Here is a 24,274-nt window from a genome sequence, read left to right as displayed (position 1 = left end):
CCCCCGCCCCACCTGTGAATGGGGTTGGGGAGGGGTTCGTTCCTTGCATTGCACGCTCGCGGCCCCGTCTCTATCCTCGCCTCCTCCCCTCGCGGTGAAAGAGCAACGCGATCGCCCCAAGGATGATCGCTCCGCCGATCACGACCTCCAGCCGGATCGGCTCGCCGAAAAGCACCAGGCCAAGAACGAGGGCGATCGGCAGCCGGATGAAGTCCACGATAACCAGCAGCGAAGCGTCGGCGAGCTTCATTGCCCTCGCGAAGGAGAGCTGGGCGAAAAGGCCGCCGATACCCTGCAGCGCCATGAGGGCGAGGCTGAACAGCGAAGGCGTCTGCCAGTAGGGCAGAGCCATGACGAAAGCCACGGGCACCGTCACGAGCAGGTTCAGCCAGGCGATGCTGAGCGGGTCCTCGCGCTCGGCCGAAACCTTCATCAACAGCGCGACGATGGCGAGACCGACCGCCGACCCCAGCGCCCAGGCCGCGCCTGACTGGAAGGTTGCGGCGCCCGGCCTGACGACGATCAGAATGCCGGCGAAGCCGGCAACGAGGCTGAGGACCCGGGCGACCGAGAACCGCTCCCCGAGGAAAAGTACCGACCCGAGCGCAACGAAGAGGGGCATGGTGAAGGCGATCGCGGTCGCGGAGGCCAAAGGTATCTCGGTGACGGCAATGAAGGCCGCGACGAGCGCCAGAAGCTTGACGACGGCCCTGATCGCATGGACGGAGAAATGCATCGACCGGCCGCTGAATTGCGCGATGCCGAGCGGAAATCCGCGGCGGCACAGCATCAGATAGAGCGCGATCAGGCTGGCAAGGTTACGGAAGAAGACGATGCCGATCGGGTGGACCTCCCCGGCCACGAAGCGCACGATGACGCCGTCCATCGCCGCGACCAGGGAATTTGCCCCCATCAGCAGGGCTCCGGCGACGGCCGCAGGCAGGGCGATCTTCTTCATGCCGCGTCGGCGGCTGTCTGCCACTTCGGCTTCGGAGTCGCATTGATGAGCTGGCGCGTATAGGCATGTTGCGGGTTGCGGAAGATCTCTTCCGTCGTCGCGTGCTCGACGATCTCGCCGCTCTTCATGACGACGATGCGATCGGCAAAGTGACGAACGATCGGCAGATCATGGGTTATGAAGATGTAGGCAAGGCCCAGCCGGTCACGCAATTCCGCCAGAAGGTCGATGACCTGCACCTGCACCGAGACGTCGAGCGCCGAGACGGCTTCGTCGCAGACGACGAGCTCCGGATCGCAGGCAAGCGCTCGGGCAATGGCGATGCGTTGCCGCTGGCCCCCTGAGAACTGGTGCGGATAGCGTTTGGCGTGCTCTGGGTTTAAGCCGACGAGCCCCAGCAATTCGGTGACCCGGTCGCGCCAGCGCGCCTTCTCCAGAATGTCCTTGTGGATGCGCCACGGTTCCGAGACGATGTCGAACACCGTCATGCGCGGGTTCATCGAACTGTAGGGGTCCTGGAACACCATCTGCACCTTCCGGCGGAAGGCCAGCAGTTGCTTGCGGTCCATCTTCAGCACGTCGCGTCCGTGAAACAGCGCCTGGCCGCCGGAAGCCTCGTTCAGGCCCAGAAGCACGCGCGCGACGGTCGATTTGCCGGAGCCGCTCTCGCCGACGATCCCGATCGTCTCGCCGGCTGCGACGTCGAAGCTCAGGTTCTTGACTGCATGCAAGCGCGCCGGCTTCGCAAAAAACCCGGACGAGAGCGTGTAGAACTTGTCGATGTTCTTCACTTCCAGGATCGGTTTCCCGGCCGGCCGCGGCGGCCTCGCCTTCGCTCCATCGTCGGCATGCGGGAGGGCATTGATCAGCGTCCGCGTGTAGCTGTGGGCGGGATTTTCGAAGACGGCGCGGGCTTCGCCCTCCTCCACGATGCGGCCGGCCTTCATGACGATCACCCGGTCGGCCATATTGGCGGCGACCTCGAGGTCATGGGTGATCATGATGATGGCAAGGCCCTCTTCGGCCTGCAGCTTCTTCAGAAGCTCGAGGATCTGCGCCTGCACGCTCACGTCGAGTGCCGTCGTCGGCTCGTCGGCAATCAGGATTTCCGGCCTGAGCGCGATCGCCATGCCGATCATGATGCGCTGGCGCTGGCCGCCGGAAAACTGGTGCGGATACTGGTCGATGCGCTTCTCCGGCTCCGGGATGCCCACGCGCCTCAATATGTCGACCGCCCTTTGCCGAGCCTCGGCACCGGTCGCAACGCCGTGGACACTGAACACCTCCTCCAGCTGCCAGCCGATCGTATAGACGGGGTTCAGATGGGAGAGCGGGTCCTGGAAGATCATCGCGATCCTCCGGCCGTTGAGGTCCCGCCGCTCACCCTCCGAAAACGAGGAGAGATCGCGCCCGCGATAGGCGACCGAACCCGCGCAGATATCGCCCGGAGGCGTGTCGATGAGCCCCATGATCGCACTCGCGCTGACCGACTTGCCGGAGCCGGACTCGCCCAGGATCACCAGCGTCTCGCCGGCGTCGACATGAAAGCTGACCCCGCTCGTCGCACGGAAGGCACCTCCAAGCGACAGGAAATCCACGGTCAGATCCTTGACCTCGAGGAGGTGTGGGCCGGTCATTTGCGTTTCTCCGGAATGCCCTTCTTCGAGCGGGCGAGTTCGATCCGCCACCGCTGCTGCGGATCGGCATAGGTGCGCCACCAGCTCGACAGGATATTGAGCGAAAGCGTCGTCAAAAGGATCGCCAGCCCCGGCCAGAAGGCGATCCACCAGGCGGTCGAGAGATAGCCGCGGCCGGTCGCGACCATGGCCCCCCAGGTGAATTCAGGCGCCTGGATGCCGAGGCCGAGGAAGCTCAGCGACGACTCGGCGAGAACGACGGTCGCGAAGTCGATGGCTCCGATCGTGACCAGCGTCGGCAGCACGATCGGGGCGATGTGACGGAAAAGGATGCGCGTGTGGTTGGCGCCGAGCGCGACGGCGGCGCTGACGAACATCCGCTCTCTCACCTCGAGCACTTCCGCACGCGTGGTGCGCAGATAGATCGGCACGCGGGTGATCGCCAGCACCAGGATGAGGTTGGTGACGGAAGGGCCCAGGCTGAAGAGGACGATCAGCGCCAGCAGCAGCGAAGGAAAGCTCATCACGATGTCAGCACCGCGCATGATCATCGTGCCGGCGGCGCCTCGCGAATAGCCGGCAATCAAGCCGAGCATGCCGCCGATGACGACCGAGCAGAGCACCGCAAAAAACGCAATGCCGATCGTGTTCTGCGCACCCACCACGAGGCGCGCGAGCAGGCTGCGGCCGAGCGTGTCGGCGCCGAGCACATAGGTCCAACCTTGAGACAGGCTGAACGGCGCCATGTTTCGTGCGCGGAAATTCGGTTTGTCGATGAGGTCGCCCATCAGCCACGGACCGAAAACGGCGCATGCGACCACGACCAGCAGGAAGATCACGGCGGCGAGCGCAAGCCAGTCCCGGCTGACGAGACGCAGTATCTGAAAACGCGAGACTTTCGTCTCGGGGGTATCGGCGGAAGTCGTCATGGCCGTCGCACTCATCTCGTTTCAAACCTTATGCGTGGATCGAGCCGCGCATAGACGAGGTCTATCGCGATGTTCAGGACGAAGATGGCAATCGCCGTCACCAGCACCGTCGCCTGGATGAGCGCGAAGTCGCGCCGTACGATCGCGTCGATCATGAGCTTGCCGATCCCCGGCCAGCCGAAGATGGTTTCCACGACGACGGCGCCGTTGACGAGGCTTGCGGCGAGGTCGCCGGCGACGGTGATGACCGGGAGGAGCGAGTTGCGCAGGGCGTGCCGGAAGACGATCCGGGACCGGTTCACGCCCTTGGCCCGCGCGGTCTTCACATAGGGCGAGGCAAGCGCACCCATCATCGTGCCGCGAACGACCTGGACCAGCAGGCCGAAGGGTCTGAGGGTCAGCACGAAGATCGGCATGATCCAATGCAGCGCCGTTCCCGTCCCGGAGGTCGGAAGCAGGCCCAGTCCGACGGAGAAGACAAGGATCGCCACGATCGCAACCCAGAAATCCGGGGCGCTGGCGCCCGCCAGCGACGCGGTGCTCGCGATCTTGTCGAACAGGCTGTTCGGGCGCGCCGCGGCAAGCGACCCGACGACGACGGCGAGACAGAGAGAAAGAACGATCGCGATCACGGCGAGCTTCAGCGTTTGCGGAAAGGCCTCGAGCGCTACTTCCATGGCCGGCCGGTTGCGGCTCAGCGCGTCCCCGAAATCGAAGCGCGCGAGATCGACCAGGTAACGGCCGAATTGCACGACCAGGGGATCGTTGAAGCCGTGCGCTTCCGAGAAGGCCTGACGCTGCGCTTCGGAAGAATCGAGCGGCAGATAGAGATAGGCCGGATCGCCGGTAAGCCTCGAGAGGAAGAAGACGAGCACCAGAAGTCCGATCACCGCGATCAGGCTCTGGCCGGCGCGTCTGAGAATGAAAGCGAACACGGCGTTTCCTTTCCACCGTAATCAAGGAGGGCGCCGCGACGTGAGACACGCCGCGGCGGCAGGTCGGGTTCGTCAGTCCTTGAAATGGATCTCGGAGAGCGCGATTTCGCTGTTCGTCTTGAGGTCCGGCTTCCAGTCGAGGCGCGAGCCGACGCGGACATAGCCGATCATGTGGTACATCGGCACGTCTGCGACGATCTCGTCGTGCACCTTCGCGAAGACCTCCTGAAACAGCTTTTCACGCTCGTCGCCGGTCGCAGCCATCGCCTTTTTCAGCACGACGTCGAGGTCGGGATCGGCGATCGTCGAATATTGTCCCTCGCTCAGATACATGACCGGAGCGGTAAACCCGGCGTCGCCCGTGTTGTTGTCGTGCTGCTGCTGGAAGAGCGTCGGCCCCCGTCCCTCCGGGAAGGGCTTGTCGAGATAGCGCACCCAGTCGGCCGCTTCGAGCTGGCGTATGGAGACGTTGAGCCCGATTTCCTGCCACATGGACCGCATCGCTTCGAGGCTTTCGGCCGAGTTCGGGAAGAAACCGTTGCGCCCGATCAGCACGATCTCCTTGTCGACCGGAGCACCCTCGGCCTTGGCTTGCTCGACCAGCTTCATCGCCTCTTCGGGATTGTAGGTCCATGGCTTGATATCGGGGTTATGACCGCGAACGCCCGGGACGACCATTTGCGAAGCCCGCAGAACGTCCTTGCCGAACAGCGCTTCGCCCATGCCGTCCCAATCGATGGCCATGTTGAGCGCCTTGCGGATGCGGACATCGTCGAGCGGCGGAATCTGCGCATCGATGCGCATGCGCGTCGTCTCTGAGTTCAGATAGGCAAAGTCCGACTCGGCATTGGTCGCGTCCTGCACGGCGATGGATGGGGTCATGTCCGCTTCGCCGGATTCGACCATGGCCGCCCGGATGGCCGACTCGCTGCGCCAGACATAGGTCGCGCGCGTGACGTCCGGCTTGGCGCCCCAGTAGGCATCGTGACGCTTCAGGACGATCTGCTCGTTGGACTTGCTTTCGACGACATAGGGTCCCGTGCCCACGGGATCGTTGCTTTCCTTGTCGAACGGCATGTTGGGGGAGACGATCTGCACGGTGCCGAGCAGCGTCGGCATGATCGGCACCGGGCTGTCGGAGGAGATCTCCACCGTCTGCGCATCGATCGCCTTCGGCGTCAGTTTGACGTCGCCGAATTTCGAGCGGCTGTCGCAGGTGAGGTCGGGGTTCATCAGGCGATTGATGGACTTGACCACCGCTTCGGCGTCGAATGCCGCGCCGTCCTGAAACTTGACGCCGCTCTTGAGATGCACACGCCAGGTCAGGTCGTCCACCTGCTCCCATTTTTCCGCTAGCCAGGGGCCGACGGTGCCCTTCTCCGTGTCGATGACAGTCAGGGTCTCGGTAATGTTTGAATTGATGATGCGGCCGATATCCGACCTGATGGAGCGACAGGGATCGAGATTGGCCGGCTGCTCCGGCAACACGATCTTCACCTCGCCTTCGGCCGCCATCGCGACGCCCGAAAAGAGCGTCGCGGTCAAGAGCGCCACGGCGCGGGTACAATAGCGGATGGTCATTTCTTTCTCCTCCTCGATAAAGACCAGGACGTTGCGGCGGGCCGTTTTCGGCCTCGTAGTCCTCCGGCACCGCATCCGCACTAGCGCACTAATGTATTAGTGTGTCCACACGAAAGTGTCAACTCAGGCTGAAGCGGTCGCGGCTGCCTTTCCGGAGCGCCCCATGCAGGCGGCTTCAGCCGCCTTCAAGCGCTCAACCGCTACACCGACGGGGCCAAGCTTCGCAGCGCTCAGATTGGAGATCATCGGCATCAGCGGGCCCGTGTCGGCGATCCCCGCCAGCCGCATGCCGTCATGAAGCACCTGCAAACCGCCAAGGTCTGTGCGAACTCTCTCGAACTCCAGAAACGGCCGGCTGAGCTCCAATGCCTCGGCTCCGCGCCCGGCCTTGTAGAGCGTAAGGAGTTCCATCGCGGCCGAAGGGGCAATGCAGACCGCGCCCGAAGTATAGGTCGTCATTGCGCGGCGGCCGAGATGGTCGTGGATCGGCGTTTCGCCCATGCCACTCGCCATCCGGTCTTTCCCGATCGCCGCCATGACGGCGTCGAGATAGGCGTCCTGCGCCGGATCGGCCCGCTCCACCGCATATTTGACGAAATCGACCGCGCCTTCGGAGACGAGGCGGGCAAGCTCGTCCGGATCGACATAATTCTCCCGCTTCAGATAGAGCACCAGGCCATGGCCAAGGACCGCCGCGAGGCGGCGCACGCCATTGGCGACACCGGCGGAATCTGCCGGAAACTGCGTCGGGAGCAGCATCACGTTCTTGAAACCCAGATCGCGGGCGATCGGCACCTGCGCCAGGGCCTTGCCGAAGTCCGGACCGATCGACGTGACGAGAGCGGTCTGCGGTGCAGCGCCCGCAATCACCGCCTCCATGCCCGCGCGATAGTCGTCCAGGCCGAAATGATAAAGGTTGGCATTTCCGCCATAGAGGAGAATACGCACCCCGCCTGCCTCGATATGGCGAATGATCGCCACGTTGGCGTCGGCGTTCACCGTCAGGTCCGCATTCAACGCGATGGGCGGGACCGCCACCACGGAAGCTGCGTAATCACGGGCGTCAAGTCGAGTTTGCATGAGAACCTCCTCCATAAGTCGGTTTTCATTACAACATGACCGATGATTTGTAAAATATATTTACCTATCAGGAGTCGATCGTTCCGTCCGTCATCCTTCGGCGCGCCTTGATGATGTGCGTTTCCATCGCCACCCGTGCCCATACGGCATCTTTCGTGCGGATCGCTTCGACGATCTCGGCATGTTCGGCAATGACCCGACGGGCGCGTGCCTGCGATCCGGACCGGGTGAGAGCAAGCGAGACATTCATGAAGCTGGTCAGCGAAACCTCCGAACCTTCCAGCGCCTTGGCGAAAAACTCGTTTCCTGTTCCCTCGCAGATCGCAAGATGGAAACGCCGGTCGCTTTCGGGAAGGAAAGCCCCGCGGCCGACCTCATGGGCGAAGGCCTCATGGGCTTCGAGGATGGCGGCAAGCTGCTTTTCCGTGCGCCGCTCCGCTGCCAGTGCTGCCGCTTGGCCTTCCACGTAGAAGCGAAGCTCCTGATAGCGCAGGAAACGCGAAATGTCCTCCAGGTCGGCCAGGTTCGGCAGATGTTGCGAGGGCCTGCTCAAGACATAGGTGCCGCTGCCACGCCGCGCTTCCACGAGGCCGTCGACCCGCAGGCGCGCAAGCGCCTCGCGGACGACCGGGCGCGAGACGCCGAAGCGTTCGGCAAGTTCGTTCTCCGTCGGCAGCCGCGCGCCCGGTTGAAAGATGCCGTTCAATATGTCGTGCAGGATGCGCCCGTAGACCTGATCGGCATAGCTCGACGGGCGGGTTTCGGCTAGGCTTTCGAGGATGGGCGACTTCGCGGGCACGGCGATCCTTCCTGTCCTGCCGGGCCGGCCGGCGAGATCCACTTCACACTAACACATTAATGCATTATTACAGGATCTGGAACCGTCCTGGAGGATTGGATTTTTGATATCGGAAGCTCCGGCTGCCAAGCACCGCAGCGGCCTTGACCGCACCCGGCAGATCGCGCCGCAAATCGTGGAATATCTGCGCGAGAGGATCCTCGCACTCGACCTTGCCCCCGGTACGGCGCTCTCGCGCGTCGAGTTGCAGAAACAGTTCGGTCTCAGCCAGACGCCGGTGCGTGACGCGCTGATGCGCCTGGAGGAGGAAGGCCTCGTCACCGTCTATCCGCAATATGCGACGCTGGTGTCGAAAATCGATATCAATCTGGCACGCCAGACCCACCTCATGCGCCGCGCCGTCGAGCAGGAAGCCGTCTTCAATCTGGCGGAAAAGCCCGGCAGGCGGCAGATCGCAGACCGGCTGCGAGCGGCGAACACCAGGCTGAAAGCCCTCGCCTCCAAGGAACATGCGGAGTTTCTGGCGGCCGACCGTGCGTTCCACTTCATCATCTTCGAGGAAGCGGGGCTGGAGCATATCTGGCCGATCATCCGCCGCCACAGCGGCCATATCGATCGTCTGCGGCGTCTCAATCTCGTTAATGTCGGCACCAAACGTGTGGTGGACACGCACGACATGATCATCGAAAGCATCGAAAAGGGTGCGCCGGTCGAGGCAGCGCAGGCGATGAAGACCCACCTCTCCGGCACGTTGTCGATGATCGACGACATCGCGGCGCGTTATCCGGACTACATAGAACTCGGCTAACATGCCGGGAGCCACGCGCGGCCACCTCATCGATAGGTTCGCGGACGACGGTCCCGCGGATCTCCTTGTCTGATCCGGCTCGCCTGAGGGCAAGTTCGACATGATGGATTATCTGCTCCTCGCCGCCTCGGGTTTCATCGCCTGGATCGTTTCGACGATCGGCGGCGGAGGCGGAGCCATGCTTCTCGTGCCGCTCATCGGCTTCATCGCCGGTGCTCAGGCCGTCGCTCCCGTGGCCGCGGTCGCCACCGTCATTGCGGGAGGCGGGCGCATCCTGGTGTTTTTCCGGGATATCGAATGGCGCGTCGTCGCCTGGGGTCTCCCCGGCGCGGCCCTCGGCGGCGTCCTCGGCGCCGCCGCCTTCTCCAACACCTCGGCGGAATGGCTTCAGATCGTCGTCGGTCTGTTCCTGATCTCGACAATATTCCAGTACGGCTTCGGCCGGCGGGAAAGGACCTTCGCGGCTGCAACCTGGTGGTTTTTCCCGGCACAATTCATCGTCGGATTTCTGTCCGGCCTGATCGGAGCCATGGGGCCGATCCTCAACACGCTCTATCTCAATGCCGGCATCACCAAGGAAAAGATGGTGGGGACCAAAACAGCAATCTCCCTACCCATGCATCTCGCCAAGATCGGCACCTATACGGCGTTCGGAGCATTGACAGGCAAGCTGCTGCTGTTCGGCATCGCAGCCGGGCTGGGTGCGCTTGTCTCCAACTGGCTCGCCAAGCGCGTGCTGACGAACATGAGCGAGCTGAATTTCCGCGCAATCGTGATCGGCTTCATGGCGCTGAGCGGAGCGTTGATGATCTGGGAGCAAAGGGAGACGCTCCTGCGGATTTTGCCGGGGAGCACTTGATCCCGCCGATCGAGTGCGCACGGGTTCCACTCAGGATCTGGCCCGCCTACCGGGCCGCCGGGTGCCAGCCGGACTTCTCCGGCTGGCACTGCCGATCAGGATAGATGGTGGCGTTCCTGAAGGCCATAGACCGGCGTCGATATGCCTTCGCAGCGCGCTTTCAACTGCAGCGAAAGATATTGCGAATAATGCCGCGACTGATGCAGGTTGCCGCCGTGGAACCAGAGCGCCTCCTGCTGTGTCGGCTTCCACATGTTGCGCTGCTCACCCTCCCATGGACCCGGGTCTTTCGGCGTATCGGAGCCCAGGCCCCAGACCTTGCCGACCTTATCGGCGACCTCCTTCGAGATGAGGTCCGCTGCCCAGCCGTTCATCGAACCGTAGCCCGTGGCGTAGACGACGAGTTCGGCCGGAAGCACGGTGCCGTCCTTCAGCACCACGGCATCCTCGGTCAGGTGGCTGACGTCGGAACCGGACTTCAGTTTGATGCTGCCGTCGATGACGAGGTCGCAGGCGCCGACGTCGATATAATAGCCGGAGCCTCGGCGCAGATATTTCATGAACAGGCCGGAGCCGTCAGCGCCCCAGTCGAGCATGAAGCCGGCCTTTTCGAGATCGGCATAGAACCTGGCGTCCCGCTCGCGCATTTTCTCGTAAAGCGGAATCTGGAACTCGTGCATGATTCGGTAGGGCAGCGAGGCGAAGATCAGGTCGGCCTTGCGCGTCGTCACGCCCGCGGCAAGCGCCCGCTCGGAATAAAGATCGCCGAGCCCGATCTCCATCAGCGTGTCCGATCTGACGATGTGGGTCGACGATCGCTGCACCATGGTCACATCGGCGCCGCCTTCCCAAAGTGCGGCGCAGATATCATGCGCGGAATTGTTGGAGCCGATGACCACCACCTTCTTGCCGCGATAGGCGTCCGGACCGGGATGCTGCGACGAATGTTGCTGCTCGCCCTTGAATATGTCCTGGCCTTCGAGCTTCGGCACGTTTGGCTTGCCGGACATGCCGGTTGCGAGAACGAGCTGCTTCGGCCTGAGGACGACCTCCTCGCCATTGCGCTCGACGACCACCGTCCATTCCCTGGTCGCTTCGTCGTATCGGGCCGACTTGCAGGTTGTGGAACTCCAATAATTGAGTTCCATCACCCTGGTATACATCTCCAGCCAGTCGCCGATCTTGTCCTTCGGCGCAAAGACCGGCCAGTTTTCGGGGAAGGGGATATAGGGCAGATGGTCGTACCAGACCGGATCGTGCAGGCAGAGCGACTTGTAGCGCTTGCGCCAGCTGTCGCCCGGTCGTTCGTTCTTCTCGATGATGATCGTCGGCACGCCGAGCTGCCGCAAGCGCGCGCCGAGCGCGATCCCGCCCTGGCCGCCGCCGATGATGACGGCATAGGGCTGCGTCGTGTAGCCGAGTTCGGCTGCTTCCGCTTCGCGCTTTTCCTTCCAGGTCCTGCGGTTCGGGTCATGACCGTGTTCGGCGCCGAGCGGCCGCCTGAGCCCCTTCGGCTCCTCGTGCCCCTTGAGCTCCGTCATCGTCGTCAGGAGCGTCCAGATCAGTCCGTTCTTCAGGCGGATATGGCCGTGGCCGCGCGCCACCTCGGTCTCGAACTCGAACCACCCTTCGGTGACGCCGTCGCCGGCGCTTGCCGGTTCGTTCTCGTCCTGGCGCAGGCGCGCCGGCTTGATCGCCGCGAGCTGCGTCGTCAGCATGTCGCGGATCTGGTCCTGCCCCTCCATCGTTTTGAGATTCCAGGTGAAGGCAACGAGGTCGCGCCAATAGCAGTCGGCTTGAAACAGATTGACGGCCGTATCGATGTCGCCCTGCTCAAGGGCTTTTCCGAGTTTGGCAAGCGCGGTATCGATGCGGGTGCCGGGACTTTCTTCAAGCATGGGTATCCTCCTCTTCGCTTGGATAGCACACGGGCGGCTCCTCAACCGCCCGCAGACGCCAATCGTCGAACCACCTTCTGCAATGACCGTGCCAGGGCAGAAAACCACGTATTTTCAAGGAGCAGAGAGCGTGGAGGTGTCGCATGAAGCGACGCGGCTGCAACATGTGTGGCGCCGCGCCTGTTGCACGGCAGCCACCGGGATTACGCCTCCCAACGGATATACGCGTCGAGGACTGCGGTGAGGTGTGACCGCCTCTGGCCGGCAGGCCAGGGGATATCCCGGCTGCAGGGGGCGCCGCGCCTCAATGGCGGTGCGGCTTGAGGCGGTAGCGCTTGATCTGCCGGTGCACCGTCGAGCGATCGAGCCCCAGCCGGCGGGCAGCCTCGGAAATGTTCCAGTCGCAAGCGGCGAGCGTCAGGCTCAAGGCAGCGCTCGCCTCGCTTCCGCCGACAGTGCCCGCATTCGCCAGGAGGTGGTCCGGCAGGTCGCCGGGCTCCACGACGCCGTTCTCGGCAAGTGCCGCGGCGACGGCGATGACGTTGTCGAGTTCGCGGATGTTTCCCGGCCAATCATGAGCCTTGAGCGCAGCCAGGGCCGCCGCGGATAATATCAATTCGCCGTCACTGTGCCGCTTCAGGAGCCGCTCCAGCACCCAGTCGAAGTCCGGCCTGTCCCTGAGGGCCGGGAGCGAGAGGGTAGCGGCATTGAGCCGGTAATACAGATCCTCGCGGAATGCGCCTTGCGAGACGAGTTTCTGCAGCGGCCGATGCGACGCCGAGACGACCCGGATACGCACCTTCCGCGGCGCCGTCCCGCCCACCGGCAGCACCTCGCCTTCGGCAAGCACGCGTAACAGCCGGCTTTGCAGGGAAAGCGGCATGTCGCCGATTTCGTCGAGGAAGAGCGTTCCGCCGTCCGCCTGCTCGATCAGACCCTTGCGGCCCTTGGCCGAAGCACCGGTGAAAGCTCCCGGTAAGTAGCCGAAAAGCTCGCTTTCGATCAGCTGCTCCGGAATCGCGGCACAATTGATGGCGACGAACTGGCCCTTGAGACCGCTGCCCTCGTGGATGGCGCGCGCGAGATGTTCCTTGCCCGTCCCGGTCTCGCCCTGAATGAGGATCGGCAATCGCGTCCGTGCAAGCTTTGCCGCCTTTGCCTGGAGCGCCGCGATCACGGGCGCTTCGCCGCCGAGCCGCCGCAAGGCCGGTGGAATCTGTTCGTGCGAAGCGAGCGGTGCGCGGACCTTCGAGTGCGGCTCGATCGCATGGGCGAAGAGCGCATTTCCGTCCCGGGCAAAGACGAGCCGCTCCTGGGTCGGGCGCCGGCGGGTAAGGTCGGACAGATCATCGATCTCGATGTCCAAGAAGCGCGACACCGGCTCGCCGATCAGTTGCCGTGGATCGCGCCAGTCGAGGCCCGTCGAGCGCGCTAGGATTTTCGCCCCAGCATGGGTCATGCCGGCGATCCGGCCAAGACCGTCGATTGAGATCGCCGCCTCCGGATCGACGTCGAGGAATTCGGGAGAGCGCGAGAATCGCAGGACCCATTGGTTGCGCGCTTGCGCCATGAGATTGGCAAGCTCGATGCGCCTTACGGTCGCCGTCACCAGATGCAGTGCAAGATTCTGGCTCGCCTTTAGGATTGGCGAACTCAGAAGCGAGATGTCGAGGACGGCGGAGAGTTCGCCCTGGATATCGTAGATCGGCGCGGCCGTGCAGGAGAGCGGCGTGTGGGTGTTGTCGAAATGGTCGGTCTGGTGGATCGTCAGCGCCTCTCCCGTTTCCAGGCACGCGCCCACCGCACAGGTCCCGGCGCGCCATTCGGACCACTCCGAACCCAAATAGAGCCCCGCCTTGCGCAGGCTGTTGCCGAAGAGGGGATCGCCGAGGAACTCGACCGTCACGCCTTCGCGGTCGGAAAGCAGCAGCACGTAGTTCTGCCCCGCCACCTGGCGGAACAGGTTTTCGAGCCCCGAACGGGCGATGGCGATCAGATCCTCCGATTGCTGGCGGTGTTCCCTAAGTCGCGTTTCCGGGACGATATAGGCTTCACAACTCTGCGCCGGATCGAGCCGGTGATGCTCCAGGCAGCGCAGCCACGATTTCACGACGGTCTTGTCGCGGCGCACGGGAAGACCACGGCTGACGCGTTCGATTTCGCGGATATGCTCGGAATGTGAAACCATCGCCGCCTCCCAACGGACCGCGCTTGCTCCTCCGGCAGAGTTTGCGCATGGCAGGGGCGAAAGTAAAGGAAGCGGCGGCTCGATGCACTACCGATAAAGTTGCGGATGAGCCCCATGAAGCGATTGTGACCGTTCCGTCTTGGGAGGAGCCCCCTCGAGCAGGCGGTCCACGATCATGCGGCCGATCGGAATGGCAGAGGTCGCAGCCGGCGACGGCGCGTTGCAGACGTGAAGCATCCTTTCGGTCTGTTTGAAGAGGAAGTCGTGGACGAGGCTGCCATCGGCCATGACCGCCTGCGCCCGGATGCCCGTCTGCGGGACCGCGAGGTCGTCTATCGTGAGCGACGGGCAGTATTTCCGGCACTCCCGCAGATAGCGGAACCGCGATGCCGAATTGGCGAATTCCGTGATCGCCGACCGCCAGTTCTTCGCCGCCATTTTCCAGAAGCCGGGAAACGCCGCCATGTTCGCGACATCGGCCGCTTTGAAGCTGCCCTTCGGGTAGCCCTCGCGGGCAAAGCCCAGCACCGCATTGGGGCCGACGGTCATGCCTCCGTAGATCGTTCGGGTCAGGTGAATTCCGAGGAAAGGCAGGTCCGGGTCAGGAATGGGGTAGATGAGGCGCCGGGTCACGCCGACCTTCGACGGCGGCAACACGTAATATTCGCCCCGGAACGGCACGATGCGGTGGTCAATATTAAGCCCGGCCATCAAGGCGATGCGGTCGGACTGCAGGCCGGCGCAGGCGATCAGCTTGCGCGCCTCGATGCGGCCGGATGCACTTGCGATCCGCACGCCGCCATCCTCTTCGGCAATAGCAGTGGCCTCGACCCCGCAGCGGATTTCGCCGCCTCGGGCTCCGATGCGCTCGGCCATCGCCCGGCAAACTGCCGAATAATCGACAATCCCCGTCGTATGGACGAGAAGCGCGCCGAGGCCGGCGATGTTAGGCTCTTCCGATCGAAGTTGCGACGTCGACAGGCGAGAGTATTCGATCCCATTCTGCTGCGCTCTTTCCTCCAGGCTCTCCATGCGCTCGACCTCGGCCTCGGTGGTCGCCACCAGCAATTTGCCGCAGGTCTCGAAGGGGATGCCGTTCCCGGTGCAGAATTCCTTGGTCGCCTCCGCTCCCTCGCGGCACAGCTTCGCTTTCAGGGATCCCGGTGCATAGTAAATTCCGGCGTGGATCACGCCGCTGTTGTGGCCCGTCTGGTGGCGCGCAAGCTCCCGCTCCTTTTCCAGAAGCACGATGCTGGCGCCCGGCACCCGTTCCTGCAGCGCCATGGCCGTAGCGAGGCCGACGATGCCGCCCCCGATGATGCAATAGTCGTACAAACTCGCAACCTTCCCGGCTCGTACATGTTATGCGTCCTTTGCCATGCATAGCGTTCTTGCAGGCATCGGGGAAGCACGGTGCCTGGAGCCAGGTGGGAGCCATACGATAACGAACCGCCCCGACAGAGGCGCACGCCACAACAATGCTGCTCCTGGAACAAATCACGGTTGAAAGGGATTCATTTCCAGTCGCCACGCACGGGATAGGAAGCTTGGACTGGAAAAGCGCGTTCACTGGAAATCCGGCCGGCCGACGGCGTCGGACAAGCCGGCCGATAATAAAGGAGGCGGAGAATGTCTGGCGCAGCGCGCCCGCACGGCATTTGTCCTTCCTGGTGGACGCAGCCGCCTATTATGCTTGTCTCGACAGCACGTTCGATCAGGCGGAAGAGCAGATCTGGATCACCGGATGGGACTTCGATCCGCGCATCAAGCTCAGACCCGACGACCCCCAAGCGGAATCGCTCGGCAGCAGGCTCGAGCGCCTCGCTGCACAAAAGCCGAAACTGAAGATCCGCATTCTCGTCTGGGCGATGGGACCGATCTATTCGGGAAAGTCGCTCAGGCTGTTTCGCAAGCAGCAATGGGCGGCCCATCCGCAGATCGAACTTCGTTTCGCAAGCCATCGGGCGCTGCGCGGATCGCATCATCAGAAGCTCGTCTGCATAGACGACAGCATCGCCTTTGCCGGGGGCATCGACCTGACGGCGCGCCGCTGGGACACGCCGGAGCACGCGGCCGAGAACGAGTTGAGGCGCGATCCGGACGGAAAACCCTATGATCCGGTGCATGACATACAGGTGGTGCTCGAAGGCGGGGCGAGCCGTGCCATCGGCGATCTCTGCAGATCTCGCTGGAAAGCCTCTACGGGCGACGAAATCGAGGCGCCGCCCGCGCGGGCGCTTGCATGGCCGAACGGCACGGTGCCGGTGCTCGAGGATTGCCCGGTCGCAATCGCCCGCACGGAGCCGGGCTCCGGCAAACGACGCGGCCGACAGGAGGCGCTGCGGTTGACGCTCGATGCTTTGCGCAGTGCGCGAAGTCACATCTACATCGAAAACCAGTATTTCGCATCGGGAAGAATCGGACAGTTGCTCTGCGACCGGCTGCAGGAGCCTGATGGCCCGGAAGTGGTGGTCATCACCACCCGCAGCTCGCATGGGCTTCTGGAACGCATCGTCATGGGAGGAAACCGCGACCGCCTCGTTCGGCGGCTCAAGCGGGCCGACCGCTACGGCAGGCTCAGGGTCGCCTATCCGGTCGTTCCCGCCGCCGACGGATCCGAGCAGGAGGTGATTATCCATTCCAAAGTGGTCGCGATCGACGATCGTTTTTTCCGCGTCGGCTCGTCGAACTTCAACCACCGCTCGGCAAGCCTCGACACCGAATGCGACGTCGCCGTAGAAGCCGCCAACGAAGGGCAGCGCGCCGCCATTGCCAGAGTCCGCAACGGCCTGATTGCAGAACATCTCGACGTTGAAGCGGACGCCGTTGAGAAGGCACTGAGGGAAACGAACTCTCTCGTCGCCACCCTGGACATGTTGAATACGCGCCGGCGCGGCATACGCGCCTTCGACGGAATCGATGACGACGGCGCGACCAGTCTCATCTGGGGCACGGAGATCGTCGATCCGCAGAGGCCGATCCGACCCTTTTACCGCACGCACAAGCTCGTGAGGCGCTGGATCGGTCAGCTTTTCGCCTTGCTCGCCAGGCTTTTTTCCTCATCTCGACGGGCGACGAGCTCCGTGACCGAAAGCAAGATCAAGCCGAGCGGTAGCGGCAGGAAGAAATAGATCGCCCGAAAGGCGATCAGAGCGCCCAGGCTCGCCGAACTGCCAAGCAGAAATGCGATCGTCGCCTCGAGTACGCCGATGCCGCCGGGGACATGGCTGACGATCGCGGTCACGCCGGCCCCGACATAGGCCATGGCCGTATCGATGAAACTCACCTCCTGGAAGGCGCTCAGCAACTGATGCAACGCTGCGCTGACGCAGAGGAAGTTGGCGACTCCGACGACGACCTGCAAGGCCGCAATCCCCACCGAGGGCATTTCGAAAGTCCAGCGAAAAATGCGAACCGAGCCCCGTAGAAAATAAGCGAGCAGCACGTAACCGCCCGCGGCCGCAATGCAGGCAGTGCCTAACAGAAAAGCGCCGGTCGTGGAAAATCCGGTAAGGCGCGCGGCACCCGCCGGCACGACCAGAAAACAAAGCCCGGCCAATGTGACAAGGCCGAGGCCGACGGTGACACCGCAGAAGAGAATGACCTTCGCCACCTCTTCGGCGCTCAGCCCCCAGCGCGAGTAGAAGCGGTAGCGGACGGCACCGCTGCTCAAGGCCGCACCGCCGACATTGTGGCCGATCGAAAGGCTGGTGAAGGAGGCGATGGCGATTTGCGGATAGGCGAGCTTCCGCCCGACATAGCGGATGGCGAGGGTGTCGAAGAGGGTCAGGCAGAAATAGGAAAGAAAGACGAAACCGATGCCCAGCAAGAGATTCCGGGCCGGAATCCGCATGATCGAGCCGACGATATCATGAAAGCTGTGTTGGCTGAGGGTCCGATAGATCAACCAGCCCGCCACGCAGATACCGGCAGCGATGAACAATCTCGCTAGAATTTTTCTGGACATCGGCCCTCCCTTGCGCACCCACCGGAACGAAAAGCAGGTGCTGCGTGTTCCGAAGGCGATGCGACAGCGGATACGTTTCCTCACCTACAACGTTCACAGCTGCTTCGGCACCGACCGCAGGCTCGATCCCGCGCGCATCGCCGCCGTCATCGCCGAGTGCCAGCCCGACGTCATCGCATTGCAGGAGGTCGACGTCGGCCGCGCCCGTACCGGCGGAATAGACCAGGCCCATATGATCGCCACGCATCTCAACATGGAAGCCGAGTTCCATCCGGCTCTCCACCTGGAGGACGAGAAATACGGAGACGCCGTTCTGACGGCCTTGCCTATGCGGCTGATCAAGGCAGCACCCCTCCCCTCGTCCGGCGAGCCGCGAGGCGCGCTCTGGGTGGAGATCGACGTCGCCGAAATCAAGCTTCAGGTGATCGTGACGCATCTCGGATTGCGCGGCGCCGAGCGCCTGCGCCAGGCGACCGCCCTTCTAGGTCCCGGCTGGCTCGGAGGAATGGCCAAGGGGGACGCTCACGTGGTCCTGGCAGGCGATCTCAACGCCACGGGGCGCTCGACCGCCTACAGGCTCCTGGCCCGACAGCTCAGCGACGCGCAGCTGTTGACCGGCGCCAAGCCGCGGCCGACCTTTCCATCGCGATTGCCGCTGCTGCGCATCGATCACGTGCTGATCGGCAAAGGCATAGAAGTGGCTTCCTGCAGAGTACACGGCAGCACGCTGGCGCGAAGCGCTTCGGATCATCTTCCGCTGCTTGCCGAACTGGATGTCGTCAAGCGAGACGAAAAGCAGGAGGCCTGAAAACGACAGCGCCGCGCATCTTGTTCGAGGCGCGGCGCTGCCCGCAGGTCTCGCAGGTTTCTGGTCTGAAGCGGTTTCAGTGTTTGGCCGTCACGTCCCGCTGGTCTCGCTCCAGGAATCTGCGCGTGATCTCACCGGCGTTCTCAGCCAGCCACTCGGCCATCGCGATTTCCTGCTGCAGGATGCTCTCGCAGACCCGCTTCGTCTCCTGATCGCCCGCCTGTTCGGCTGCGGCGATGAGAATCCTGTAGCTGGCGATTTCCATATGCTCGAATGTATAGCTGGCCAGCGTGCCCTTGACGACTTCGTCACTGACGAAGAGGCCGCTCAGGCCTTGCCCGAAGGCAACGATCTTGCCGCTGATATCCTTGATGCTCGAGGTTCCGCCGTCGAGCCGTTCGAGGCAGCGCTCGAGCATGGCCGCCTGGTCTTTCGTCTCCTGCAAGTGGCGGTCGATCCTGGTCTTGAGTTCTGGATAGTTTTCCAGCCGGCTCGATTGGCTGGTGAGCATCGTGATCGCCTGCTCTTCCATCGCATGTGCATCCCTGAGCCAAGCCACAAGGTGTTCGTTCGCAGTAGCCATCGGATATCCCTTTCTTTTCGCGCGCCCTCCAACCGGCGGTTTCCCGAAATGTTCCTGCAGAACGGCGCGTGACCGCGTCACCCTGCGGCTTCGGAACAATTCGACGCCTTGGTGATTGGAGACCGGAAAACCGCAGGTTTCGCGGTTCGGTCTCGACAATCGTCGGAAGGTTCACATGTCCAAGATCCTGGCTGCAGCAGTGATCGTCGTCCTGGTGGTGATTGCGGCGCTCTGGATGATGTTCCCTCTCGACCAGTCGGCCGAATCGGGGCAACCGCCGCCGCATGCTATCGACCAGTCGGAGTAGCACATGCACGAAGAGCTCAAAATATACCGTCTGTCGCCGCTCGCGGAGCCCGACGATCCTAACTGGCAGAATGCCAGCTACCAGGGCGAGGTCGTAGTGGCGGCAAGATCGAGCGGCGATGCCCGCATCGTCGCAAGCGAGGCGGAGCTCGATTTCCTCGAAATCGACGCCAAGCCGGCGGAAGGGGTGACAACCGACATGGCCAGCGCGTTTCGCAGCGAGAAGCTCTACACCGTGGTCGAGGAGGGGCCGGCCCCGGACGGCACGCAACGCGGCGTGCTCCGCGGGGAGGTGAGCGTCGACAACATCATCTCGACGCAGCTTTAACGCACCGATTCACGAGCCTCACAAACCGAACGGGAACGTATCCGGCACGCCCGCTTTTATGTGTTCCGCGCCGAGCGGTTCGACCGGCGTCGTCTGATCGAACCAGACGAAGGCGTCGAACTGCCGGGGCAGCGAGGCGTGGGCATAGTGGCTGAAGCGTTCCGTGTCCGGCCGGTAGATCACGCCGATGAAGCGCTCGAGCATCGGCTTGAGGAGACCGTCACGCAGCCGCGCGTGGCGTTCGAAGTCGATGAGGAAGCGCTCGACCCCTGAGTCGTGCATCACGCGCTCGTAGCTTCCTTCGAGCGACGGCCGGATCGGCTTCACCTCCATTTCGCCGTCCCAATCGCTTGCGGCAGCCACATGACCGCCATGCGTGCCGAAGCCGATCAGCGCTGCCTTGTCGCCAAACCGCTCGCGGCAGAGCTGACCGATGTTCAACTCCTCGCGTGCCGTGCCCATGTCGGTATGGCGAGCATCGCCGATATGGGAATTGTGCGCCCACACCACCGCCTTCGAGCGAGTGCCGCGTGCATTCAACAGGTGCTCGAGCGTCGCGAACATATGGGTGTCGCGCATGTTCCAGGACTCGGCCCCGGCATAATACATGATGCGGTAATACCGCTCGGCCGAGGCGACGAGGCGCGCGTTCTGCACCGCGTCGAGAAGCTCGTCGCCGCTGTCGCGCCCGGCTTCGAGCTGCCTCTCCAGGAGTTCGCGGCATTGCTTGACGACGGCCTCTTCGCATTTGCGGAAGCCCGCGGTCATGGCCGCACGGCCATAGGTCGACGGCTCGTTCTGCCAGGGGGTCAGGCAACCGTAGCGCTCGCGGGCAACCGTAGCGGCCTCGGGATCGGTCTCATCGAGATACCGGAGAACCGCGGCAATGGAGCCGCGCATATTATAGATGTCCAGGCCGTAGAAGCCGGCCCGGCCGGACAAGCCCCTGCGGCCGTTATGTTCGCGCATCCACTCGACGAAATCCATGACTTCGCGGTTGCGCCACATCCAGGTCGGGAACCGCTGGAAAGGCGCGTCGAGACGCATGCGTTGCATTCGATGTCGGACATAGCGGTCGACCGCCGCCGCATCCGGCCAATCCGCTTCGACCGCCACGATCGTGAACCCATGTTCCTCGATCAGGCGACGCGTGATGGATGCGCGGGCGCGGTAGAATTCCGACGTGCCGTGGCTCGCCTCTCCGAGCAACACGACCCGCCGCCCGGCAAAGCGATCGAAAAGCCGCCCGAAGGCAGGATCGTCGAAATCGGGCAGCGGCTCGGCCGACTCTGCAACCATCTCGGGCAGCGTGGGCGCCGGTCTGAGCCCCGCCCGGGACTGAACCCGCTCCTCATGCCAGCCATATTCGCCGACGAGCGGCACGAATCTGACCCCGCCGAGGTCCTGCTCCTCGAATGTTGTGGCGTTGACGCGCGTGACCTTCAGCAGCCGCTGCTCCTCCGGGGGGCCGACGGGTATGACGAGATGGCCGCCGAGGTCGAGCTGCTCCTTGAGCGCATGCGGTACCTCGGGACCTCCGGCAGCGACCAATATGGCGGTGAACGGTCCTGCCTCGGGCCAGCCGGCCGTGCCGTCGCCGACACGCACATCGATATTCCCGTAACGGAGCTCGGCAAATCGTCTCCGGGCGACCTCGGCGAGGCCGGCATGGCGCTCGATCGTATAGACATGTGCCGCGATCCGGCTCAGCACCGCCGCCGCATAACCGGATCCGGTCCCGATTTCGAGCACCGTATCGCCCGGCTGGACTTCGGCGCGTTCGATCATCAGCGCCACGATATAGGGCTGCGAGATGGTCTGGCCATGGCTGATCGAGAGGGCCGAATCCTCATAGGCGAATTCCTCGAAGCCTGGATCGACGAATGCCTCCCGCGGGACGACGCCCATCGCCTCCACGACATATCTGTCCCTTATCCCCCGTCGCGAGAGATGCGACGTGATCATCCGTTCGCGGGCGCGCGAAAAATCAATCATGGCGGAAGCCTTCCTTGCGTTTCATCGCAACCCGCCGCGCCAGATCGTGTCATTGTTTCGCCAAGGGTGGTGACCTGGCTCCTTTCGGGCGGCCGGGTTGCTTTTGCGGACCCTGACGGCAGTGTCAGCCATGCCGCGGCAGCGGTACCTGCCTGTCGCTACAGCGCCGGGCGGCTGAGGCGTTCGCGTTCGCGCTCGATCTCGTCGAGGCTATAGGGACCGGAGGCGGTGTCGAACCGGGTCCAGCCATCCTCCGTATAGGCGCGGCGCCGGACCGATATGTCGACGGCATCGCGATTTCTTAAAATCCCGTCCGCCTGTGCGACCAGAGGCTCCTCGGTCCTGACCACCACCAACGCACCGCCTCGGCGCACTCCCTCGGCGTAAAGATGCGCATCCTCCTCCTCAATCCCGGAATCGGTGAGCGAGCCGATGATGCCGCCGGCCGCACCTCCGGCGAGAGCGCCGGCCGCCGCGCCTGCGGCGGCCGACGCCAGCCACCCAGCCGCGACCACGGGTCCGACCCCAGGTATGGCCATCAGGCCCAGGCCGGTCAAAAGCCCCAGCGTGCCGCCGCCCACGGCGCCCAGACCGGCACCTGCTCCGGCACCGCTCGCCGCACCGGACCCGTCGCCCGAATAGCGGTCCCCCGCATTGTTGGCGACGATGCTTATATCTTCGGAAGGAAACCCTGCCGCCTCCAGATCGCTCACGGCCCCTCGGGCTTCCCCGTAATCGTCAAACAGCCCTGCCACGGTTCTCATCGTCTTCTTCCTTGATCTCTAAAGCGCGACTACGTTGCCCTGAAAATCGAGAGCGACGGAAACGGATTTGCCGTCCTTCATCGCGGTTGCCCGCCAGATACCCTTGTCGTCGAGCTTCAGCTCCTTGACGTCCGTGTAGCCCGCCTCCTGCATCCGTTCCCGTGCCTGGGCTTCGGTGAAGCTGTTCTTGCCGGGGACAGGTGCCGTCGGGTTCTGCGTGTCGGGAGTGGCAATGGCCGGGGTGTTGCCGGCCGTCTGCGCGAAGGCCGGTCCTGCGGCAGCGCTCAACAGTACCGCAACGCCGAAGACGATGTTCTTCATGGCCTTTCCTCTCTCGATCCTCAATCGGCCAACCAAACCGTCCGGGCCGGATTTGGTTCCGCCGGCAGTCGCCGGCACGATGGGAAGGAAAGCGGGCCGGCGCCCCGGCTTTGAAGGCCCGGAAGGAACTTTATCGCCCTTCCCCGGTTGCATCCGCTCTGCTGCTGGTTTCGGTACAGCGCTGGAGGATGCGAAATGGCTACGAACGCAAAGGACGGCAAGGCCGCCAAGAGCTCGAAAGGGACGCATGGCGGGAATCGTGCAGGCGATCAAGCGAAGAAGGACGACGTCAAGAAAAGCAGCCAGCCGGCCGGCAAGGACCCGAACCGGGACAGCCGCTGAACGGCTGGGCACGACGACCGCGAGGCAGGAACTGAACGGAAGGAGCGATTATGCTGAAGTGGGCACTGATTTTCTTCGTTATTTCACTGATAGCCGGGTTCCTCGGATTTTCCGGCGTCTCGGCCGCGACGGCGGGGATCGCGAAGATACTCTTCTACATTGCGGTTATAATCTTCCTCGTATTCCTCGTACTGGCACTGGCCGTCGGAGGTGCCGTGACCTAAGTCCTGTTGGGACTCGGGGCGGTCCCGGCGGCTTGTTTGATCGCCTCATCCTGTGCTTGTCACAGGGGTGAGGATGAAGATGAAGAGATTGCAGTCCTCCGGTCCTCCGGCCTGTTGAGATTCGGGCCACCGGCCGCGCTTGTTTGATTTCCTCATTCCTGTGCTTGTCACAGGAATCCAGCCAGACCAAGTCCTTGGGCTGAAACAACGCTTCCCACGCCGCAGACGCGGCGCTGCTTTCATCTCTGTGACAAGCACAGAGAGAGGATTAGGAGAGATTGCAGTCGTCCGAAAAGTTCCTGCAGCGCGGCGCGTCTTCAGAGGTCGCTGTAGCACTCCGTCTGACAGCCGTCCGGAATGCGCAGTCTCAATTAAAAGGCGTTTCACTGCTTCAATGAAACAGCGAAACGCCTCGGGCGAACACAATACTGCTGCGGTCAGTGCAAGCTCTTGGAGTGACTGCGCAACATTGATCTTGCCTCCATCGCCGAACTCGGCCGCATGGCTGCAACATATTGCTCGGTCAACTCCAACATGGCGAGCGCGATTTCCTGCCATGACCAGCCCGCTTCCTCGGCCAGCGCGGTAAAGACCAGGAACTCGTCCTCCATTGCGCGCTGACACTCAAGCTCCCGGCTGTTTTGCTGGGTATGGATGTTGGGGCTGATGACAGGCATATGCTCCTCCCTCAGCGGCGCGTCAACAGACGCGCGCAGTCGCTGTAGCGCTTTGTTTTACCTAATGTTTCCGCCCTTCGCTTCGGCTCCGGGCGCTCATGCGGTAGCTGCCAGACAAACGCCATGACGTGGCCGGCGGTTCCATCACGTTCGCGCCTTGGTGCTTCCCGGATAAAATGGCGGACCCAAAGTGCGTGGGCGCGAGGGGACGCAATCCCACACCATAGGGCAAGCGGAACTTCCGAAAGACTGGCGTGTTGTCAGGGAAGTCTCGTTCACTTGGATGA

24 protein-coding genes are annotated in these 24,274 nt (G+C 63.2%); 8 read left to right on the top strand and 16 right to left on the bottom strand.

Annotated features, from left to right (window positions below; translation table 11 throughout):
* Positions 1–70 precede the first annotated feature (70 nt).
* The 7 genes from AC5J09_RS11455 to AC5J09_RS11425 form a co-directional block, all read right to left on the bottom strand.
* Positions 71–958: a DMT family transporter gene (locus AC5J09_RS11455; RefSeq protein ID WP_324764367.1), complete on the bottom strand. Its 888-nt coding sequence runs from the start codon at positions 956–958 to the stop codon at positions 71–73.
* Positions 955–2,595 carry an ABC transporter ATP-binding protein gene (locus AC5J09_RS11450; protein ID WP_494297621.1) on the bottom strand — a complete coding sequence of 547 codons (1,641 nt, stop codon included), beginning with the start codon at positions 2,593–2,595 and terminating at the stop codon, positions 955–957. The genes AC5J09_RS11455 and AC5J09_RS11450 overlap by 4 nt, the downstream gene beginning before the upstream one ends.
* Entirely contained in the window at positions 2,592–3,524 is a 933-nt protein-coding gene (locus AC5J09_RS11445) for an ABC transporter permease (protein ID WP_026168691.1), read from the bottom strand. Before AC5J09_RS11445 ends, AC5J09_RS11450 begins: the two co-directional genes overlap by 4 nt.
* Before the next feature lie 11 nt (positions 3,525–3,535).
* Entirely contained in the window at positions 3,536–4,459 is a 924-nt protein-coding gene (locus AC5J09_RS11440; RefSeq protein ID WP_003532182.1) for an ABC transporter permease, read from the bottom strand.
* A gap of 72 nt (positions 4,460–4,531) precedes the next feature.
* Positions 4,532–6,040 (bottom strand): ABC transporter substrate-binding protein, encoded by a 1,509-nt coding sequence (locus AC5J09_RS11435; RefSeq protein ID WP_018095929.1) that lies wholly within the window; start codon positions 6,038–6,040, stop codon positions 4,532–4,534.
* A gap of 123 nt (positions 6,041–6,163) precedes the next feature.
* Positions 6,164–7,135, bottom strand: coding sequence for a dihydrodipicolinate synthase family protein (locus AC5J09_RS11430; protein ID WP_494297620.1), 972 nt, complete (start codon positions 7,133–7,135; stop codon positions 6,164–6,166).
* 52 nt (positions 7,136–7,187) lie between these two features.
* Entirely contained in the window at positions 7,188–7,919 is a 732-nt protein-coding gene (locus AC5J09_RS11425) for a FadR/GntR family transcriptional regulator (RefSeq protein ID WP_324764370.1), read from the bottom strand.
* A gap of 103 nt (positions 7,920–8,022) precedes the next feature.
* On the opposite strand from AC5J09_RS11425, the gene AC5J09_RS11420 reads away from it, so the two are divergent.
* Both AC5J09_RS11420 and AC5J09_RS11415 read left to right on the top strand, forming a co-directional pair.
* Positions 8,023–8,727, top strand: coding sequence for a GntR family transcriptional regulator (locus AC5J09_RS11420; protein WP_275599597.1), 705 nt, complete (start codon positions 8,023–8,025; stop codon positions 8,725–8,727).
* 100 nt (positions 8,728–8,827) lie between these two features.
* Positions 8,828–9,586: a sulfite exporter TauE/SafE family protein gene (locus AC5J09_RS11415; RefSeq protein ID WP_324764371.1), complete on the top strand. Its 759-nt coding sequence runs from the start codon at positions 8,828–8,830 to the stop codon at positions 9,584–9,586.
* A 95-nt stretch (positions 9,587–9,681) separates the two neighbouring features.
* On the opposite strand, the gene AC5J09_RS11410 is transcribed toward AC5J09_RS11415, so the two are convergent.
* The 3 genes from AC5J09_RS11410 to lhgO all read right to left on the bottom strand — a co-directional run bounded on the left by AC5J09_RS11410 (position 9,682) and on the right by lhgO (position 15,007).
* Positions 9,682–11,484 carry an NAD(P)/FAD-dependent oxidoreductase gene (locus AC5J09_RS11410; protein ID WP_127708408.1) on the bottom strand — a complete coding sequence of 601 codons (1,803 nt, stop codon included), beginning with the start codon at positions 11,482–11,484 and terminating at the stop codon, positions 9,682–9,684.
* A gap of 304 nt (positions 11,485–11,788) precedes the next feature.
* Positions 11,789–13,672: a sigma-54-dependent Fis family transcriptional regulator gene (locus AC5J09_RS11405; protein WP_494297619.1), complete on the bottom strand. Its 1,884-nt coding sequence runs from the start codon at positions 13,670–13,672 to the stop codon at positions 11,789–11,791.
* Between the two features lie 87 nt (positions 13,673–13,759).
* Positions 13,760–15,007 carry an L-2-hydroxyglutarate oxidase gene (gene lhgO / locus AC5J09_RS11400; protein ID WP_324764373.1) on the bottom strand — a complete coding sequence of 416 codons (1,248 nt, stop codon included), beginning with the start codon at positions 15,005–15,007 and terminating at the stop codon, positions 13,760–13,762.
* Positions 15,008–15,150: 143 nt separating this feature from the next.
* On the opposite strand from lhgO, the gene AC5J09_RS11395 reads away from it, so the two are divergent.
* Entirely contained in the window at positions 15,151–16,803 is a 1,653-nt protein-coding gene (locus AC5J09_RS11395) for a phospholipase D-like domain-containing protein (RefSeq protein ID WP_324764374.1), read from the top strand.
* On the opposite strand, the gene AC5J09_RS11390 is transcribed toward AC5J09_RS11395, so the two are convergent.
* Positions 16,698–17,639 carry a putative bifunctional lysylphosphatidylglycerol flippase/synthetase gene (locus AC5J09_RS11390; RefSeq protein WP_324764375.1) on the bottom strand — a complete coding sequence of 314 codons (942 nt, stop codon included), beginning with the start codon at positions 17,637–17,639 and terminating at the stop codon, positions 16,698–16,700. The genes AC5J09_RS11395 and AC5J09_RS11390 overlap by 106 nt on opposite strands.
* A gap of 10 nt (positions 17,640–17,649) precedes the next feature.
* Here AC5J09_RS11390 and AC5J09_RS11385 point away from each other — a divergent pair, with 10 nt between their 5' ends.
* The gene (locus AC5J09_RS11385) at positions 17,650–18,447 is read left to right on the top strand and encodes an endonuclease/exonuclease/phosphatase family protein (protein WP_324764647.1); all 798 of its coding nucleotides are present in this window, start codon (positions 17,650–17,652) and stop codon (positions 18,445–18,447) included.
* 76 nt (positions 18,448–18,523) lie between these two features.
* Here the strand turns inward: AC5J09_RS11385 and AC5J09_RS11380 are convergent, their stop codons facing one another.
* Positions 18,524–19,030: a ferritin-like domain-containing protein gene (locus AC5J09_RS11380; RefSeq protein ID WP_100670916.1), complete on the bottom strand. Its 507-nt coding sequence runs from the start codon at positions 19,028–19,030 to the stop codon at positions 18,524–18,526.
* A gap of 175 nt (positions 19,031–19,205) precedes the next feature.
* On the opposite strand from AC5J09_RS11380, the gene AC5J09_RS11375 reads away from it, so the two are divergent.
* A complete protein-coding gene (locus AC5J09_RS11375; protein ID WP_018095947.1) occupies positions 19,206–19,337 on the top strand; it encodes a hypothetical protein in 132 nt (43 codons plus the stop codon).
* 3 nt (positions 19,338–19,340) lie between these two features.
* Positions 19,341–19,664, top strand: coding sequence for a hypothetical protein (locus AC5J09_RS11370; RefSeq protein ID WP_100670920.1), 324 nt, complete (start codon positions 19,341–19,343; stop codon positions 19,662–19,664).
* A gap of 18 nt (positions 19,665–19,682) precedes the next feature.
* On the opposite strand, the gene AC5J09_RS11365 is transcribed toward AC5J09_RS11370, so the two are convergent.
* The 3 genes from AC5J09_RS11365 to AC5J09_RS11355 form a co-directional block, all read right to left on the bottom strand.
* Entirely contained in the window at positions 19,683–21,659 is a 1,977-nt protein-coding gene (locus AC5J09_RS11365; protein WP_324764377.1) for a protein-L-isoaspartate(D-aspartate) O-methyltransferase, read from the bottom strand.
* A gap of 158 nt (positions 21,660–21,817) precedes the next feature.
* Positions 21,818–22,423, bottom strand: coding sequence for a general stress protein (locus tag AC5J09_RS11360; protein ID WP_324764378.1), 606 nt, complete (start codon positions 22,421–22,423; stop codon positions 21,818–21,820).
* A gap of 18 nt (positions 22,424–22,441) precedes the next feature.
* The gene (locus tag AC5J09_RS11355) at positions 22,442–22,744 is read right to left on the bottom strand and encodes a PepSY domain-containing protein (protein WP_275599589.1); all 303 of its coding nucleotides are present in this window, start codon (positions 22,742–22,744) and stop codon (positions 22,442–22,444) included.
* Between the two features lie 195 nt (positions 22,745–22,939).
* Here AC5J09_RS11355 and AC5J09_RS11350 point away from each other — a divergent pair, with 195 nt between their 5' ends.
* Both AC5J09_RS11350 and AC5J09_RS11345 read left to right on the top strand, forming a co-directional pair.
* Entirely contained in the window at positions 22,940–23,086 is a 147-nt protein-coding gene (locus AC5J09_RS11350) for a hypothetical protein (RefSeq protein ID WP_324764379.1), read from the top strand.
* Positions 23,087–23,136: 50 nt separating this feature from the next.
* Positions 23,137–23,310, top strand: coding sequence for a DUF1328 domain-containing protein (locus AC5J09_RS11345; RefSeq protein WP_010975005.1), 174 nt, complete (start codon positions 23,137–23,139; stop codon positions 23,308–23,310).
* Between the two features lie 437 nt (positions 23,311–23,747).
* On the opposite strand, the gene AC5J09_RS11340 is transcribed toward AC5J09_RS11345, so the two are convergent.
* A complete protein-coding gene (locus AC5J09_RS11340; protein WP_100670924.1) occupies positions 23,748–23,987 on the bottom strand; it encodes a hypothetical protein in 240 nt (79 codons plus the stop codon).
* Positions 23,988–24,274 lie beyond the last annotated feature (287 nt).

It is taken from the genome of Sinorhizobium sp. (assembly GCF_059070375.1).
Note: the sequence above shows the minus strand (reverse complement) of the source record. Positions and strands in the feature narration are given on the sequence as shown.

Coding starts and splice junctions, on each gene's coding strand:
- AC5J09_RS11455 (WP_324764367.1), bottom strand. CDS start 958: ATGAAGAAGATCGCCCTGCCTGCGGCCGTCGCCGGAGCCCTGCTGATG.
- AC5J09_RS11450 (WP_494297621.1), bottom strand. CDS start 2,595: ATGACCGGCCCACACCTCCTCGAGGTCAAGGATCTGACCGTGGATTTC.
- AC5J09_RS11445 (WP_026168691.1), bottom strand. CDS start 3,524: ATGACGACTTCCGCCGATACCCCCGAGACGAAAGTCTCGCGTTTTCAG.
- AC5J09_RS11435 (WP_018095929.1), bottom strand. CDS start 6,040: ATGACCATCCGCTATTGTACCCGCGCCGTGGCGCTCTTGACCGCGACG.
- AC5J09_RS11430 (WP_494297620.1), bottom strand. CDS start 7,135: ATGGAGGAGGTTCTCATGCAAACTCGACTTGACGCCCGTGATTACGCA.
- AC5J09_RS11415 (WP_324764371.1), top strand. CDS start 8,828: ATGATGGATTATCTGCTCCTCGCCGCCTCGGGTTTCATCGCCTGGATC.
- AC5J09_RS11410 (WP_127708408.1), bottom strand. CDS start 11,484: ATGCTTGAAGAAAGTCCCGGCACCCGCATCGATACCGCGCTTGCCAAA.
- AC5J09_RS11405 (WP_494297619.1), bottom strand. CDS start 13,672: ATGGTTTCACATTCCGAGCATATCCGCGAAATCGAACGCGTCAGCCGT.
- AC5J09_RS11395 (WP_324764374.1), top strand. CDS start 15,151: ATGCTGCTCCTGGAACAAATCACGGTTGAAAGGGATTCATTTCCAGTC.
- AC5J09_RS11390 (WP_324764375.1), bottom strand. CDS start 17,639: ATGTCCAGAAAAATTCTAGCGAGATTGTTCATCGCTGCCGGTATCTGC.
- AC5J09_RS11380 (WP_100670916.1), bottom strand. CDS start 19,030: ATGGCTACTGCGAACGAACACCTTGTGGCTTGGCTCAGGGATGCACAT.
- AC5J09_RS11375 (WP_018095947.1), top strand. CDS start 19,206: ATGTCCAAGATCCTGGCTGCAGCAGTGATCGTCGTCCTGGTGGTGATT.
- AC5J09_RS11370 (WP_100670920.1), top strand. CDS start 19,341: ATGCACGAAGAGCTCAAAATATACCGTCTGTCGCCGCTCGCGGAGCCC.
- AC5J09_RS11365 (WP_324764377.1), bottom strand. CDS start 21,659: ATGATTGATTTTTCGCGCGCCCGCGAACGGATGATCACGTCGCATCTC.
- AC5J09_RS11360 (WP_324764378.1), bottom strand. CDS start 22,423: ATGAGAACCGTGGCAGGGCTGTTTGACGATTACGGGGAAGCCCGAGGG.
- AC5J09_RS11355 (WP_275599589.1), bottom strand. CDS start 22,744: ATGAAGAACATCGTCTTCGGCGTTGCGGTACTGTTGAGCGCTGCCGCA.
- AC5J09_RS11350 (WP_324764379.1), top strand. CDS start 22,940: ATGGCTACGAACGCAAAGGACGGCAAGGCCGCCAAGAGCTCGAAAGGG.
- AC5J09_RS11345 (WP_010975005.1), top strand. CDS start 23,137: ATGCTGAAGTGGGCACTGATTTTCTTCGTTATTTCACTGATAGCCGGG.
- AC5J09_RS11340 (WP_100670924.1), bottom strand. CDS start 23,987: ATGCCTGTCATCAGCCCCAACATCCATACCCAGCAAAACAGCCGGGAG.